Raw genomic sequence first — 15,110 nt, 5'->3', positions numbered from 1 at the left:
CTTGGCCGAACCTGGCGATCTCCCGCCGCAATGCTCCGCTTAGGTTCGGCGCCGCCTGCCACGAAGGCCAAACGGCGTATAACGCGGAGCGTTATACGCCGTTCGCCAGGCCCAGCTCCTCCACCATCCGCTCGATCGCCCCACGTTGGAACGCACGGAAATCCGCATCCGGCTGCTGGCCTTCGAGCATCGGCAGGAAGGGGTCGGTCACTTCGGTGCGGACGCCGGCCAGTTCCTCGATCACCGCGTGGCCGCAGAAGGGCACATAGGATTCGGCGTAACCGCCTTCGTGGACCAGCACCAGGCGGCCTTTGCACAGGCGTTCGGCTGCTTCGCGGATGCTTCGGGTCATGGCGCGGAAGGTTTCGCTGTGGGCGAGCATGCGGGCCAGTGGGTCCACGCCGTTGGCGTCGAAGCCGCAGGCGACCACGATCAGTTCGGGCTGGAATTGCTCCAGGGCCGGGACTATCACGCGCTCCATCGCCTGGCGGTAGGCGTCGTCGCCGCTACCTGGGTACAGCGGGACGTTGAGGTTGAAGCCGAGCCCGGCGCCCTCGCCTCTTTCTTCCACATAGCCGGAATCGGTCGGGAAGCAGTTGGCCTGGTGGATCGACAGTGTCAGTACGTCGTCGCGGCCGTAGAAGATCGACTGGGTGCCGTTGCCGTGGTGCACGTCCCAGTCCAGCACGGCGACGCGCTTGAGGCCGTGGCGGGCCTTGGCCGCTTCTACCGCCACGGCGATGTTGGCCAGGTAGCAGAAGCCCATGCCGCGATCCGCCAGGCAGTGGTGGCCCGGCGGACGCGAGAGGGCGTAGGCGTTGTCGAGCTCGCCGCTGAGCACCGCTTCCACCGCCGCGATGGCGAGACCTGCTGATTGCCGGGCGATCTCATAGGTGCCGGGGCCGACCATGGCTTCTTCGCCCAGCTCGCCGTGGCCGGCGTCGCTCATGGCCTTGAAGCGTGCCAGGTAGTCGGCCGGGTGGACGCGCAGCAGGTCCTCCTCGCTGGCCATCGGTGCGCTGGAGAGTTTCAGCTTGTCGCTCAGGCCCGAGACGTCCATCAGGCTCTTCAGCCGGCGTTTGCTCTCCGCCGACTCGGCATGGCCGCTGCCGGCCGGCGGCTGCAACCAGCCCCCGACCGGCAGGACCAGCACGTGCAGCCCGGCGGCGTGCCAGAAGCAGCGTTCGTCGAAGAAGAATCCGGTGCGGCGGCTCATGCGCGGGCTCCGGCGAGGGCGCGTTGGCGCTTGCGGCTGAACAGCCAGTAGACCGGCGAGACCACGCCCAGGCCGACGATCCAGGAGATGTCCGCGCCGTTCATGGCTTTGGCCACCACGCCGGTGTACAGCTCGGTGGACATGAACGGCACCTGTACCAGGATGCCCAGTACGTAGCAGTTAACTGCGGTCCAGTTGAAGGTGCCGTAGATGCCGCCGTCGCGACGGAAGAACGACAGCACGTCGTACTTGCCGTGGGCGACCAGGTAGTAGTCGACCAGGTTGATCGCGCTCCAGGGCACCAGCACGTAGAGCAGCAGCAGGATGAAGTTGGTGTAGTTGGCCATGAAGTTGTCCTGGCCGAGCAGGGCAAGCGCCAGCGAGCCGCCGAACAGGCTCAGGGCGATGAAGGCGCGCCAGCCGGCCTTGGCGTTCCAGCTCGGGATCAGGGTCTGGCCGACGGTGATCGCCGAGAGAGTGCCGCAATACAGGTTCATGGCGTTGGTCGCGGCGATGCCGATGGAGAACACCGCCACCATCACCGCGCTGAAGCCGCCGGTCATGCCGATCAGGCCGGCGACCACATCACCGCCGTCCGCCGCGAGGCCAACCATCACGCCCAGCACCATCGGCAGGATCGAGCCCAGGCAGCAGCCCCAGTAGCTGGACCAGAAGGCGGTGCGCGAACCGGTGTCCTGCGGCATGTAGCGCGAGTAGTCGGAAACGTAGGGCGCGTAGGCCAGTTGCCAGAGCGCGGCGATCGACAGTGCGCCCATGAAGCCCGGCAGGTTGAAGCCGTTGCGCTGCATGAAGTCCGCCGGCAGGCCGTGGACGAACAGCACCCAGACGAAGCTGAGCAGCAGCACGCCGCCGGACAGCCAGGACATCAGCCGGGTGTAGCCGTGGATCAGGCGGTAGCCGAAGACGGTGGCGATCACGCTGACCACTCCGACCAGCAGGATGCCGGCGTTGGTGCTGACCACCGGGAAGCGCGCGCTCAGGGTCTGCCCGCCGAGCACCAGGTTCGAGGCGAAGAAGCCCAGGTACATGATCACCACCAGGGCGACCACCAGCAGCGAGCCGAAGGAGCCGAACTGGCCGCGGGTCTGCACCATCTGCGGCACGCCCAGCTGCGGGCCCTGCGCCGAGTGCAGGGCCATGAAGATGCCGCCGACCAGGTTGCCGAGCACCAGCGCCAGCAGCGCGGCGACGAAGGAGAGCTTGAACACGGTGACGGCCAGCGCCCCCGTGACCACGGTGAGCAGCATGATGTTGCTGCCGAACCAGATGGTGAAGAGATCGCGGGCGCGACCATGCCGTTCGTGCGCGGCGATGGGCTGAATGGTGCTCAGCTCCAGCGTCGACGCCGAGTTTTGCGTCGTTGTCATTGTCTTTCTCGCAAGGCAGGGCGCTGCCCGGTGAACCGGGCAGCGCGGTGAAGCGGGCGGCTTAGTGGGCCGCCCAGGTGTTGAAGCGCAGTTCCAGCTCTTCGCCGTGGTCGACCCAGAAGGCGGCGTCTACGGCACGGGCGTCCTTCAGGTTGGCCGGGGCGGTCGGCAGCGCGGCCTGCACGTCGGCCGGCAGCAGGTCCATGGTGCCCTTGTGCACCGGGCCGTAAGGGATGTTCTCGGAGAACACCTTCTGCGTTTGCGGTTGGCTGGCGAAGGCGATGAATTTCTCGGCCAGTGCCTTGTTCGGGGTGCCCTTCACCACCGCCCAGTATTCCGGGTCGTAGAGGCTGCCCGGCCAGACGATGGCCAGTTTCACGCCTTCCTTCTGCGCGGCGGCGATGCGGCCGTTGTAGGCGGCGCTCATCACCACGTCGCCGGCGGCCAGCCATTGCGGCGGCTGCGCACCGGCTTCCCACCACTGGATGTACGGCTTGAGCTGGTCGAGCTTGGCGAAGGCACGGCTGACGCCGGCGGGGGTCGAGAGCACCTTGTAGAGGTCTTCCTGCTTCACGCCGTCGGCCAGCAGGGCCACTTCCAGGGTGTATTTGGCGCCCTTGCGCAGGCCGCGCTTGCCGGGGTAGTCCTTGACGTTCCAGAAGTCCGCCCAGGAGGCCGGCGCCTTGGCCAGCTTGGCGCTGTTGTAGGCCATGACCATCGACCAGACGTAGGTGGCCACGCCGCACTCGCTGAGGGTGCCGGGCACGAAGTCGGCCGGGTTGCCGATGGCTGCCGGGTCGATACGCTCGAACAGGCCCTCGTCGCAGCCGCGCAGCAGTTCGGGGCTTTCCACCTCGACCACGTCCCAGGTCGGCTTGCCGACGTCGACCATGGCTTTCACCTTGGCCATCTCGCCGTTGTACTCGCCGGCGACCACGTTGCCGGCGCCGCTGGCGTCGAAGGGTTTGAAGTAGGCCTGCTCCTGCGCGGCCTTGGTGGCGCCGCCGAAGGAGATGACGGTGAGGTTCTGCGGTTGCGCCTGGGCGGCGCCGGTCACTGCGGCGAGAACGGCGCAGGCAAGGGTGGAACGCAAGGACGATTTCATGGAACGACTCCCACTGCCGGTCAGGCGTTGTTGGTGGAGGTACGGGGCAGTTGCCGAACGTGCGGCAAAACGGTTCCATCGCGCGGGCCTCATGGGGCTCGCGGCGCTGTTGTTATTCGTTCAGAGCTTCCCTGTTCGGAGTGTGTCGCCGGGCTCCCGCGTTCGCGGGAACCCGGCAGACAGCGGCGTTACAGCACGCCGATTTCCTTCGCGGTGCGGTCCACGGCGATGCGGGTCTTGTCGACCAGCTCGTCGATTTCCGCGCGGCCGGCGACCAGCGCCGGAGCCATGATCATGCGGCCGAGGGTGGAGCGGATGATCACGCCTTCCTCGAAGCCGATGGTGCGGCAGCGCCAGGCGATGTCGTTCTCGTTGTCGAAGCGCTTGCGGGTCGCCTTGTCCTCGACGAACTGCAGCGCGGCAACCAGGCCGGCCCCCTGCACGTCGCCGACCAGCGGGTGGTTGCCGAAGACTTCGCGCAGGCACTGCTGCAGGTACGGGCCGGTTTCGCTCTTCACCTGGGTGACGATGCCTTCGTCGCGCAGCGCCTTGAGGTTGGCGACGGCAACGGCGGCTGCAACCGGGTGCCCGGAGTAGGTCAGGCCGTGGGCGAACACGCCGCCCTGCTCGACCAGGACTTCGGCGATGCGCTTGCTCAGCACCAGGCCGCCCATGGGGATGTAGCCGCTGGTCAGGCCCTTGGCGATGGACAGGGTGTCCGGCTCGAAGCCGAAGTGCTGGTGGGCCATCCACTCGCCGGTACGGCCGAAGCCGCCGATCACTTCGTCGGCGCACAGCAGGACATCGTACTTGCGGCAGATGCGCTGGATTTCCGGCCAGTAGGTTTCCGGCGGGAAGATCATGCCGCCCGCGCCCTGGAACGGCTCGGCGATGAAGCCGGCGACGTTCTCGGCGCCCAGCTCGAGGATCTTCTCTTCCAGCTGGCGAGCGGCGCGCAGGCCGAACTCGGCCGGGGTCAGGTCGCCGCCGTGGGCGAACCAGTACGGCTCGTCGATGTGCGCGATGTCGGGGATCATGCCGCCCATTTCGTGCATGAACTTCATGCCGCCCAGCGCGGTGGCCGCCAGGGTGGAGCCGTGGTAGCCGTTCCAGCGGCCGATCATGATCTTCTTCTGCGGCTTGCCGAGGATCTGCCAGTAACGGCGCACGGTGCGGATCAGCACTTCGTTCGATTCGGAGCCGGAGTTGGTGTAGATCGCGTGGCTGTAGTGGCCCGGCAGCAGGCTGAAGAGCAGCTCGGACAGCTCGATCACCGCCGGGTGGGTGGTGTGGAAGAACATGTTGTAGTACGACAGCTGGTCCATCTGCGCGCTGGCCGCGGCAGTCAGGTCCTTGCGGCCGTAGCCGAGCTGGGTGCACCACAGGCCGGACATGCCGTCGAGGTAGCGGTTGCCATCGTTGTCCCAGAGATACAGGCCCTCGCCGCGCACCATCACACGCGGGCCTTCGGCGTTGAGCGCCTTCTGGTCGAGGAACGCGTGGATGTGGTGGGCCGCGTCGGCTGCCTGGAAGTCACTGGTTGCACGCTGGGGGATGTTCTTGTCGGTCATCGACTGTCTCCTAGTTCCCTCGGCGGTGCATCGGCAGCCGGCCTGAGGGGTTTGCAGGGGATCGAGGGCGACGGACTTACCTGGGCAGTCTCACCGGCCGTCTCGAGCGGTTCGGTCAGTCGCCGAGCATAGCGCCGGCGACCTGACCTCGGTGTCTTAGCGCAGCTGGAACCAGGTGGTCTTCAGCTGGGTGTACTTGTCGAACGAGTGCAGCGAGAGGTCGCGGCCGAAACCGGACTGCTTGCCGCCACCGAAGGGGATCGCCGGGTCCAGCGCATCCACGGTGTTCACCGAGACGGTGCCCACGTTCAGGCGCGAGGCGACACGGTGGGCGCGGTGCAGGTCGTCGCTCCACACCGAGGCGGCCAGGCCGAAGGGGCTGTCGTTGGCCAGGCGCAGGGCCTCTTCCTCGCTGTCGAAGGCGGTCACCGCCAGCACCGGGCCGAAGACTTCGTCACGGGCCAGGCGCTGCTGCGGGTCGACGTTGGTGAAGATGGTCGGCTCGATGAAGTTGCTGGAACCGTTGAAGGTCAGCTGACGGCCGCCGCACACCAGTTGCGCGGAGGTGGCGCGGGTTTCCTCGATGAAGCGCTGGATGCTCGCGGTCTGCTTGGCGTCGACGATGGCGCCGGCGCGGCTGGACGGGTCCAGCGGGTCGCCCGGGGCCCAGTCGCGGGCCTTGGCGATCAGGCGCTCGACGAATTCGTCGTGGATCGAGCGCTCCACCAGCAGGCGGGAGTTGGCCGAGCAGACTTCCCCCTGGTTGAAGAAAATGCCGAAGGCCGCTTTTTCAGCCGCAAGATCGAGATCGCGGCAATCGGCAAACACGAGGTTCGGGCTCTTGCCACCGCACTCCAGCCAGACCTGCTTGAGGTTCGACTGCGCGGAATACTGCATGAAGTACTTGCCGACTTCGGTGGAGCCGGTGAACACCAGGCTGTCCACTTCCGGGTGCAGGCCGAGGGCCTTGCCGGCGTGCTCGCCGAGGCCCGGCACGACGTTCAGCACACCTTCCGGCAGGCCGGCTTCCAAAGCCAGCTCGGCCAGGCGCAGGGCGGAGAACGGCGACTGCTCAGCGGGCTTGAGTACCACGGAGTTGCCGGCGGCCAGGGCCGGGGCGAGTTTCCAGGCGGCCATGTCGAGCGGGAAGTTCCACGGCACCACGGCACCGATCACGCCCAGCGGCGCGCGGGTGATGGTGGCCAGGGCGTTCTGTGCGGTCGGCGCGACCTGGTCGTAGATCTTGTCGAGGGCTTCGGCGTACCAGGAGAAGACGCCGGCGGCGCCGGGCACGTCGATGTTCCAGGCGTCCATCACCGGCTTGCCCATGTTCAGCGAGTCGAGCAGGGCCAGCTCATCGCGATGGACCATCATCAGCTCGGCAAGCTTGAGCAGCACGGCCTTGCGCTCGCGCGGCGCCATGCGAGCCCAGGGGCCATGCTCGAAGGCCTGGCGTGCGCTGCGCACGGCGGCGTCGACTTCGGCGGAGCCACAGGCGGCGACGTTGGCCAGCAGGCGATTGGTCGCCGGGTCGATGGAGGCAAAGGTGGCGCCGTCGGCGGCGGCGACGCGACGGCCGCCGATCAGGGCGGTGTCGATGAAGGTCTGGCGCGCTGCACGCTGCTGCCAGTCATTGAGTTGGTACACAGGGCACTCCTGCTCGCAGGCATTCTTGTTCTTGATGGTCCAGATGGTCGCCCAAGCCCCGGCCCAGGAAAATTATTAAATTTGTCTTCGGGGTATATGAAAAAGCTGGTCAGACGCGCCCTGAAACGGAGCGCCCGCCCGCTTGCAGTGCGGCACCCTCAGGCCTCGACCAGCGCGCCGTAGAGCGCCGGACGGCGGCCCGGCAGATAGGGGAAACGTTCGGCCAGCTTGCCGCGCCGGGCCGGGTCGAGGCGCACCAGAAGCAGGCTCTCGGCTCCGTTGGCGAAGGCCAGGGCCTGGCCGTCCGGGCCGACCGCCCGGGAGCCGCCGAGGAACTCCAGGCCGCGCTCCTCGCCGCAACGGTCGCAGTAGGCGACGAATATCTGGTTTTCCACTGCGCGCGCCGGCACCACCGACTGGGCCACGACGGCGTACTCGGGTGTCAACGCAGTCGGCACCAGAAGCAGATCGACGCCACCCAGCACCAGGCTGCGCACCGCCTCGGGGTATTCCAGCTCGACGCCCAGCAGCAGGCCGATGTTCCAGGCGCCCAGGCGCACGGGCGGCGGCAGGCTGTCGCCGGGGCTGAACAGCTCCTGCTCGGCGGCGAACAGGTGGGTCTTGCGGTAATTCGCCAGGCGCCGCCCTTCGCCATCGATCAGTTGCACGCTGAGGTAAGGCCGGCTGCCTTCGGGATGCCGCTCGGCGTAGCCGTAGCAAACCGCTACGCCATGCCGTCGCGCCAGCTCGGCGATGCGTTGCGCCGAGGGGCCATCGGCGGGCTCGGCCAGGTCGGCGAGCTGATCCGCCACGTTGTAGCCGCACAGCCAGAGCTCCGGGCACAGCAGCAGTTCGCCGCCGATACGCGCCACTTCGGCCAGCCGTGCCTCGAGCGCTGCCAGGTTGGCGGCCGGGTCGGCGGGATGGCCTTGGGTTTGCCAGATAGCCAGTTGCATGCTGCTGCTCCTTGTCCTGTCGAGCGGGGAATGTGCAGGGAGTATGCCGGCGGCCTGGCGCGGCCCTGGCCATGAAAAATGTCGTCCCTGTCGATGAAAATCCTCGCCTCGCGCCGCGCGCGAAGCGGTATCGTGGCGCGATACAACGAGAAACACCGAGGTTGGCTGTGGCTTCCTACACCTTGCGGCAATTGAAGTATTTCGTGACCACCGTGGAATGCGGCAGCGTGGCCGAGGCCTCGCGCAAGCTCTACATCGCCCAGCCGTCGATCTCGACGGCGATCAAGGGCCTGGAAGAGAGCTTCGGCGTGCAGCTGTTCATTCGCCACCACGCCCAGGGCGTGTCCCTGACCCCCGCCGGCGCGCGCTTCTACCGCAAGGCCCAGGAACTGCTGCGCATGGCCCACGAGTTCGAGCAGAACGCCCTGGCCGACAACGACGTGGTCGCCGGGCAGATCGACCTCGGCTGCTTCGAGACGGTGGCGCCGCTGTACCTGCCACGGCTGATCGCCGGCTTCCGCGAACGCTATCCGGGCGTGGAAATCCGCATCCGCGACGGCGAGCAGCAGGAGCTGGTGCAAGGCCTGACCGCCGGGCGCTTCGACCTCGCCTTCCTCTACCGCCACGACCTCGACGGCACCATCGAGACCGAACCGCTGATGCCGGCGCAACGCCCCTACGCGCTGCTCCCGGCCGACCACCGCTTCGCCCAGCAGGCCCAGGTGTCGCTGCGCGACCTGGTGCTGGAGCCGATGATCCTGCTCGACGTGCAGCCCAGCCGGACCTACTTCGTGAGCATCTTCGAGGAGCTCGGCCTGACCCCGAACATCGCCTTCAGCTCGCCCTCCATCGAGATGGTGCGCGGCATGGTCGGCCAGGGTTTCGGCTTCTCGGTGCTGGTGACCCGGCCGCACTCCGAATGCACCTACGACGGCAAGAAGGTGGTGATGGTGAACATCGCCGAAGACGTCAGCGCCTCCGGCCTGGTCGCCGCCTGGCTCAAGCGTGCGCAGCTGACCAAGCCGGCGCAGCTGTTCGTCGAGTACGCGCGCGGCGAGCTGGGCGGCAAAGCGCCGGACTGAACGTAGGAGCGAGGGGGACGCCTGGTTCTTGCTCGCGAACCGCCCAACGCGAATGCCGCCCCTGTAGGGCGAATAACCCTGAAAGGGTTATCCGCCGTTTTCCTGCCGATCTTCGGCGCATAACCGCGAACGCGGTTATGCGCCCTACGGGTGGATCGGCGCGATATCCCAAAGCCCCTACCCTCCGTCCTTCCCCGGCTGCACGCCGCGCGGTGCAAGGGGTACAATCGCCGCCCTTCTCGTTTTCTGCTTCGCACCCGTCATGCTGGCCGCCTGGAAAAACCGCGTGCAGCGCGTGATCGCGCTGGTCCTCTCGCTCCTCGAACGCTACCCCCATGTGGTCGCGCTGTTCGGCTTCTGCTCGGGGCTGTTCAGCTTCATGATGGTCGACCGCCATCGCGCCGGCTTCGCCCGGGCCATGGCCATCGTCATGCTGGTCAGCTGGCTCTGGCTGATGCTCGAGAACCTGCTCACCGAGCGGGTGAGGAAGCGCTTCGGCTGGTCAGTGCCGCCGGGCCTGCTGCGCTACGCGACCCAGCTGATCCACCAGGAAAGCCTGTTCTTCGTCCTGCCTTTCTTCTTCGTCACCACCACCTGGAACAGCGGCCAGGCGGTGTTCACTGGCGCCCTGGCGATCGCCGGGCTGATCTCCATCACCGACCCGGTCTACTACAAGTGGCTGGCCGGGCGGCGCTGGACCTTCCTCGGCTACCACACCCTGACGCTGTTCGCCGTGCTGCTCACGGCGCTGCCGATCATCCTCCAGCTGAGCACCCCAGAGAGCTACAAATGGGCCCTGGGCATCGCCGTGGCGCTGTCCTTCCCGAGCCTGGTGGTGTCGGTGGGCATCCACAAATGGTGGCGCTGGGTGGCCCTTCTCGGCCTGACGCTGTGCATCGGCGCCGCCGGCTGGTTCGGTCGCGCCTGGGTGCCGCCCTCGACCCTGTGGATGACCGAGATGGCGCTCACCGAGCAGTTCGACAACAGCCAGCGCACCCCGGGCGACAGCCTGGAGCAGATCAGCGTCGCGCAGATTCGCAGCCAGGGGCTCTACGCCTATACCGCGATCAGCGCGCCGCGCGGGCTGGACGAGCGCATCTACCACGTCTGGCGACAGAACGGTAAGGAAGTCGACCGCATCGCCCTGGACATCCACGGCGGCCGCGAGGCCGGCTACCGCGCCTGGACCCACAAGCAGAACTTCCCCGGCGACCCCAGCGGGCGCTGGCAGGTGCAGGTGGTCACCGAGGTCGGCCAGGTGATCGGCACGCTGCGTTTCGAGGTCACGCCCTGACCCGTCGGTTCGCTTGACCGCGGCCCGGGCCGTCCCCTAAAAGACCGGGACACCCGAGCCGAGACGACGCCATGACCGACGCCCTGCACCCCTTCGACCGCGCCCTGGCCCTGGAGGCCGACGCGCAGTATCCCGACCTGTTCCACGGCGCCACCAGCGCCGATTACTGGAACATGGTCGGTCCGTTCGGCGGCATCACCGCAGCCGTCATGCTGCAGGCCGTGCTGCGCCATCCGCAGCTGCTCGGCAGCCCGCTGTCGCTGACCGTCAACTTCGCTGCGGCCATCGAAGCCGGCGCCTTCAGCATCGAAGCGACGCCGGTGCGCACCAATCGCTCCACCCAGCACTGGATGCTGCAGCTGAGCCAGACCGACGCCAACGGCGAACGCCAGGTGACCTCTACCGGCACCGCCGTCACTGCCCTGCGCCGCGAGACCTGGAGCAATGTCGACCTGCAACATCCCAGCGCGCCTGCGCCAGCCGAGTGCGAGCCGATGAACACCAGCGGCAAGGGGGTGGCCTGGGTCGGCCAATACGAAATGCGCGCAATCAGCGGCGCATTCCCGACGAAATGGGACGGCAGCGGCGAGCACAGCCGCACCCAGCTCTGGCTGCGCGATGCCGGCCAGCGCCCGCTCGACTTCCCGTCCCTGGCGGCGATGAGCGACATCTTCTACCCGCGCGTCTGGCTACGCCGCGCCACACCCGTGCCGGCCGGCACCGTGTCGATCACCACCTATTTCCATACCGATGCCGAGCAACTGGCCGAGGTCGGCGACGGCTACCTGCTCGGCGAAGCGCGCGGCCAGGCCTTCCGCAATGGTTATTTCGACCAGAGCGCCGAGCTGTGGAGCGAAGCCGGCGAGTTGCTCGCCACCAGCAACCAGATCGTCTACTACAAGCAGTGACGCGGCCCGCGCCGTGAAACGAAAAAAGCCCGGCACTTGGCCGGGCTTTTTCATGGTTCGGGGAAGGCTCAGACCTTCTTCACGAACTCCGACTTCAGCTTCATCGCGCCGATGCCGTCGATCTTGCAGTCGATGTCGTGGTCGCCATCGACCAGGCGGATGTTCTTCACCTTGGTGCCGACCTTGACCACCAGGGACGAGCCCTTGACCTTGAGGTCCTTGATGACCGTCACGGTGTCGCCGTCCTGCAGCACATTGCCGACGGAATCCTTGATGACCTTGGCGTCGCTATCGCCTTCGGCGGCATCGGCCGACCACTCGTGGGCGCACTCGGGGCAGACCAGCAACGCGCCGTCCTCATAGGTGAATTCGGAATGGCATTTCGGGCAGGGCGGCAGCTGGCTCACGGCGTTCTCTCGCATGGGGTGATTCAAAGACCGCGGATTATATAAGGTCTTTGCCTGTTTTTGGCGCCGCCATAAAAAAGGGGGAGCATCGTGCTCCCCCCGGTGACTGAACCTAGAGACCCGTCTGTCCGTCGGTCAGCCTTCAATCTCGATCAGCACTTCGCCCGGGTTGACGCGGTCACCCTTGGCTACGTGGATCGCCTTCACGGTGCCGGCGATACCGGCCTGCACCTCGGTTTCCATCTTCATGGCTTCGGTGATCAGCACGGCCTGGCCGGCTTTCACGCTGTCGCCCTGCTTCACCAGCACGTCGACGATGTTGCCCGGCATGGCGGTGGTGACGTGGCCCGGCGCGCTGGCCTGGCGGCGCTTGCTGCTGTCGCCGGCGACGTACTCGTTGAGCGGCTCGAACACCACCTCTTCCGGCATGCCGTCGATGGACAGGTAGAAGTGGCGCTTGTTGTCGCCCTTCACGCCGACACCGGTGATGTCGATGCGGTAGGTCTCGCCGTGGACGTCGACGACGAACTCGGTCGGCACGCCCTCGCCACCGGCAGCGGCCACGCCGTTGCCGCTGGGGATCGGCAGCAGCGCTTCCGGCTTCAGGGCGCCGGCGGCGCGTTCTTCGAGGAACTTGCGGCCGATGTCCGGGAACATCGCGTAGGTCAGCACGTCCTCTTCGGACTGCGCCAGGCTGCCGATCTCGGCGCGCAGCTTGTCCAGCTCGGGCTTGAGCAGGTCGGCCGGGCGCACGTCGATGACTTCCTCGTTGCCGATGGCCTGGCGACGCAGCTCTTCGTTGATGGTGCCGGCGGCCTTGCCGTAGCGGCCCTGCAGGTACAGCTTCACCTCGTTGGTGATGGTCTTGTAGCGCTCGCCGGCCAGCACGTTGAAGAACGCCTGGGTGCCGACGATCTGCGAGGTCGGGGTCACCAGGGGCGGGTAGCCGAGGTCGGCGCGCACGCGCGGGATCTCTTCCAGCACTTCGTCCATCCGGTTGAGGGCGCCCTGCTCCTTCAACTGGTTGGCCAGGTTGGAAATCATGCCGCCCGGCACCTGGTTGACCTGCACGCGGGTGTCGACGCCGGTGAAGTCGCTCTCGAACTGGTGGTACTTCTTGCGCACGGCATAGAAGTAAAGGCCGATTTCCTGCAGCAGCTCCAGGTCCAGGCCAGTGTCATAGGGCGTGCCGCGCAGCGCGGCGACCATCGACTCGGTGCCCGGGTGGCTGGTGCCCCAAGCCATGCTGGAGATGGCGGTGTCGATGTTGTCGGCGCCGTTCTCGATGGCCTTCAACTGGCACATGCTGGCGACGCCGGCGGTGTCGTGGGAGTGCACGAACACCGGCAGGCTCTGCTCGCTCTTCAGTGCCTTGACCAGTTCGCCGGTGGCGAACGGGGTCAGCAGGCCGGCCATGTCCTTGATGGCGATGGAATCCACGCCCATGGCCGCCATGGCCTTAGCCTGGTTCACGAAGGCATCGATGGTGTGCACCGGGCTGGTGGTGTAGCAGAGGGTGCCCTGGGCATGCTTGCCGGCAGCCTTCACCGCCTCGATGGAAACACGCAGGTTACGCACGTCGTTCATCGCGTCGAAAATGCGGAACACATCGATGCCGTTGACCGCGGCCTTGGCGACGAAAGCGCGAACCACGTCATCGCTGTAGTGGCGGTAGCCGAGCAGGTTCTGCCCGCGCAGGAGCATCTGCAGGCGGGTATTCGGCAGCGCGGCCTTGAGCTTGCGCAGACGCTCCCACGGGTCTTCCTTGAGGAAGCGGACACAGGCGTCGAAGGTGGCGCCACCCCAGACTTCCAGCGACCAGTAGCCGACGCGGTCGAGCTTGTCGCAGATCGGCAGCATGTCCTCGGTGCGCATGCGGGTGGCCAGCAGCGACTGGTGGGCGTCGCGCAGGATGGTATCGGTGACTGTGACTTTCTTGCTCATGTTCTGAATCCTTCCCCTACAGGCCGGCGTGGGCGGCGATGGCAGTGGCGATGGCGATGGCCAGGTGCGACGGGTTGCGCTTGATCGAGTACTGGGTCAGTTCCGGATGGCTCTCGACGAAGCTGGTGTTGAACTGGCCGGAGCGGAATTCCGGGTTGCGCAGGATTTCCTGGTAGTACGGCGCGGTGGTCCGCACACCCTGTACGCGCATGTCGTCCAGCGCGCGCAGGCCGCGATCGAGCGCCTCCTCCCAGGTCAGTGCCCAGACGATCAGCTTCAGGCACATGGAGTCGTAATAGGGCGGAATGGTGTAGCCGGTGTAGATCGCCGTGTCGGTACGCACGCCGGGGCCGCCGGGCGCGTAGTAGCGGGTGATCTTGCCGAACGAGGGCAGGAAGTTGTTCTTCGGGTCCTCGGCGTTGATCCGGAACTGCAGGGCGAAGCCGCGGTGGATGATGTCTTCCTGCTTCACCGACAATTCCAGCCCGGAAGCGATGCGAATCTGCTCGCGGACGATGTCGATGCCGGTGATTTCCTCGGTGATGGTGTGCTCCACCTGCACGCGAGTGTTCATCTCCATGAAGTACACCTCGCCATCGGCGAGCAGGAACTCCACGGTACCGGCGTTCTCGTAGCCCACGGCCTTGGCCGCGCGCACGGCGAGGTCACCGATGTAGGCGCGCTGCTCGGGGGTGAGCTGCGGGCTCGGGGCGATCTCGATGAGCTTCTGGTTGCGGCGCTGGATCGAGCAGTCGCGTTCGAACAGGTGCACGGTGTTGCCGAAGGAGTCGGCGAGGATCTGCGCTTCGATGTGCTTCGGATTGACGATGCACTTCTCGAGGAACACCTCTGCGCTGCCGAAGGCCTTGGTGGCTTCGGAGATCACGCGGGGGAAAGCCTGTTCCAGTTCGTCGCGGCTGTTGCAGCGGCGGATGCCGCGGCCGCCACCGCCGGAAGTGGCCTTGAGCATCACCGGGTAGCCAATGCGCTCGGCTTCGCGCAGGGCTTCGGCGAGGTCGGCGACGTTGCCTTCGGTGCCCGGGGTACAAGGCACGCCGGCAGCCATCATGCTGCGGCGGGCTTCGGTCTTGTCGCCCATGCGGCGGATCACTTCGGCGGACGGGCCGATGAACTTGATCCCGCGCTCGGCGCAGATTTCCGCAAGCTCGGCGTTCTCCGAGAGGAAACCGTAGCCCGGGTGAAGGGCGTCACAGCCGGTTTCCACCGCCAGGTTCACCAGGGCACGCGGGTTCAGGTAACCGGCCAGCGGGTCCTCGCCGATGCTGTGGGCTTCGTCGGCGCGCTTCACGTGCAAGGCGTGACGGTCGGCTTCGGAGTAGATGGCCACCGAACGGATGCCCATCTCGGCGCAAGCACGCACGATGCGGACAGCGATCTCTCCCCGGTTGGCGATCAGGATTTTCTTGATCACTTCGGCTTTCCCTCGGCCCGGGCCTTATGGACCCCGGCGCAAAAAACCAATCGGCAATCCGTCGCGGCTTGGATTCCGCGTCGGTTGGTCGCATGCCGGAGCCTGGCTTCCGGCGTGTTTTTACCCTACGCGGGAAGGAGAATTAACCAAAATCAATATT

12 protein-coding genes and 1 pseudogene are annotated in these 15,110 nt (G+C 66.6%); 3 read left to right on the top strand and 10 right to left on the bottom strand.

Features of this window, described 5'->3' with window-relative positions; genetic code table 11:
• Window positions 1-91: 91 nt before the first annotated feature.
• The 7 genes and pseudogenes from PKB_RS00885 to PKB_RS00860 form a co-directional block, all read right to left on the bottom strand.
• Window positions 92-1,216: a class II histone deacetylase gene (locus PKB_RS00885; RefSeq protein WP_043248223.1), complete on the bottom strand. Its 1,125-nt coding sequence runs from the start codon at window positions 1,214-1,216 to the stop codon at window positions 92-94.
• Window positions 1,213-2,604 (bottom strand): purine-cytosine permease family protein, encoded by a 1,392-nt coding sequence (locus PKB_RS00880; protein WP_043248221.1) that lies wholly within the window; start codon window positions 2,602-2,604, stop codon window positions 1,213-1,215. The genes PKB_RS00885 and PKB_RS00880 overlap by 4 nt, the downstream gene beginning before the upstream one ends.
• Window positions 2,605-2,665: 61 nt before the next feature.
• Window positions 2,666-3,709: an ABC transporter substrate-binding protein gene (locus tag PKB_RS00875; RefSeq protein ID WP_043248219.1), complete on the bottom strand. Its 1,044-nt coding sequence runs from the start codon at window positions 3,707-3,709 to the stop codon at window positions 2,666-2,668.
• A gap of 188 nt (window positions 3,710-3,897) precedes the next feature.
• The gene (locus tag PKB_RS00870) at window positions 3,898-5,280 is read right to left on the bottom strand and encodes an aspartate aminotransferase family protein (protein WP_043248217.1); all 1,383 of its coding nucleotides are present in this window, start codon (window positions 5,278-5,280) and stop codon (window positions 3,898-3,900) included.
• A gap of 39 nt (window positions 5,281-5,319) precedes the next feature.
• Window positions 5,320-5,393: pseudogene (locus tag PKB_RS30445) on the bottom strand (hypothetical protein); the annotation flags it as partial.
• A gap of 43 nt (window positions 5,394-5,436) precedes the next feature.
• Window positions 5,437-6,927: an aldehyde dehydrogenase gene (locus tag PKB_RS00865; protein WP_043248215.1), complete on the bottom strand. Its 1,491-nt coding sequence runs from the start codon at window positions 6,925-6,927 to the stop codon at window positions 5,437-5,439.
• 158 nt (window positions 6,928-7,085) lie between these two features.
• Window positions 7,086-7,883, bottom strand: a complete 798-nt coding sequence (locus PKB_RS00860; protein WP_043248214.1) for a carbon-nitrogen hydrolase family protein — start codon at window positions 7,881-7,883, stop codon at window positions 7,086-7,088.
• 167 nt (window positions 7,884-8,050) lie between these two features.
• Here PKB_RS00860 and PKB_RS00855 point away from each other — a divergent pair, with 167 nt between their 5' ends.
• The 3 genes from PKB_RS00855 to PKB_RS00845 all read left to right on the top strand — a co-directional run bounded on the left by PKB_RS00855 (window position 8,051) and on the right by PKB_RS00845 (window position 11,167).
• A complete protein-coding gene (locus PKB_RS00855; RefSeq protein WP_043248212.1) occupies window positions 8,051-8,965 on the top strand; it encodes a LysR family transcriptional regulator in 915 nt (304 codons plus the stop codon).
• Between the two features lie 262 nt (window positions 8,966-9,227).
• Window positions 9,228-10,259, top strand: coding sequence for a DUF5924 family protein (locus PKB_RS00850; RefSeq protein WP_043248210.1), 1,032 nt, complete (start codon window positions 9,228-9,230; stop codon window positions 10,257-10,259).
• A gap of 71 nt (window positions 10,260-10,330) precedes the next feature.
• Window positions 10,331-11,167 (top strand): acyl-CoA thioesterase, encoded by an 837-nt coding sequence (locus PKB_RS00845; RefSeq protein ID WP_043248208.1) that lies wholly within the window; start codon window positions 10,331-10,333, stop codon window positions 11,165-11,167.
• Between the two features lie 68 nt (window positions 11,168-11,235).
• Here the strand turns inward: PKB_RS00845 and PKB_RS00840 are convergent, their stop codons facing one another.
• From PKB_RS00840 to PKB_RS00830, 3 genes are all read right to left on the bottom strand, one after another.
• Window positions 11,236-11,574: a zinc ribbon domain-containing protein YjdM gene (locus tag PKB_RS00840; RefSeq protein ID WP_043256789.1), complete on the bottom strand. Its 339-nt coding sequence runs from the start codon at window positions 11,572-11,574 to the stop codon at window positions 11,236-11,238.
• Window positions 11,575-11,709: 135 nt separating this feature from the next.
• Window positions 11,710-13,518: a sodium-extruding oxaloacetate decarboxylase subunit alpha gene (gene oadA / locus PKB_RS00835; protein WP_043248206.1), complete on the bottom strand. Its 1,809-nt coding sequence runs from the start codon at window positions 13,516-13,518 to the stop codon at window positions 11,710-11,712.
• 16 nt (window positions 13,519-13,534) lie between these two features.
• Window positions 13,535-14,950: an acetyl-CoA carboxylase biotin carboxylase subunit gene (locus PKB_RS00830; protein ID WP_043248204.1), complete on the bottom strand. Its 1,416-nt coding sequence runs from the start codon at window positions 14,948-14,950 to the stop codon at window positions 13,535-13,537.
• Window positions 14,951-15,110: the final 160 nt, after the last annotated feature.

The sequence above is a fragment of the Pseudomonas knackmussii B13 genome (genome assembly GCF_000689415.1).
Lineage (GTDB): Bacteria > Pseudomonadota > Gammaproteobacteria > Pseudomonadales > Pseudomonadaceae > Pseudomonas > Pseudomonas knackmussii.
This window is presented reverse-complemented; position numbering and strand designations above follow the sequence as displayed.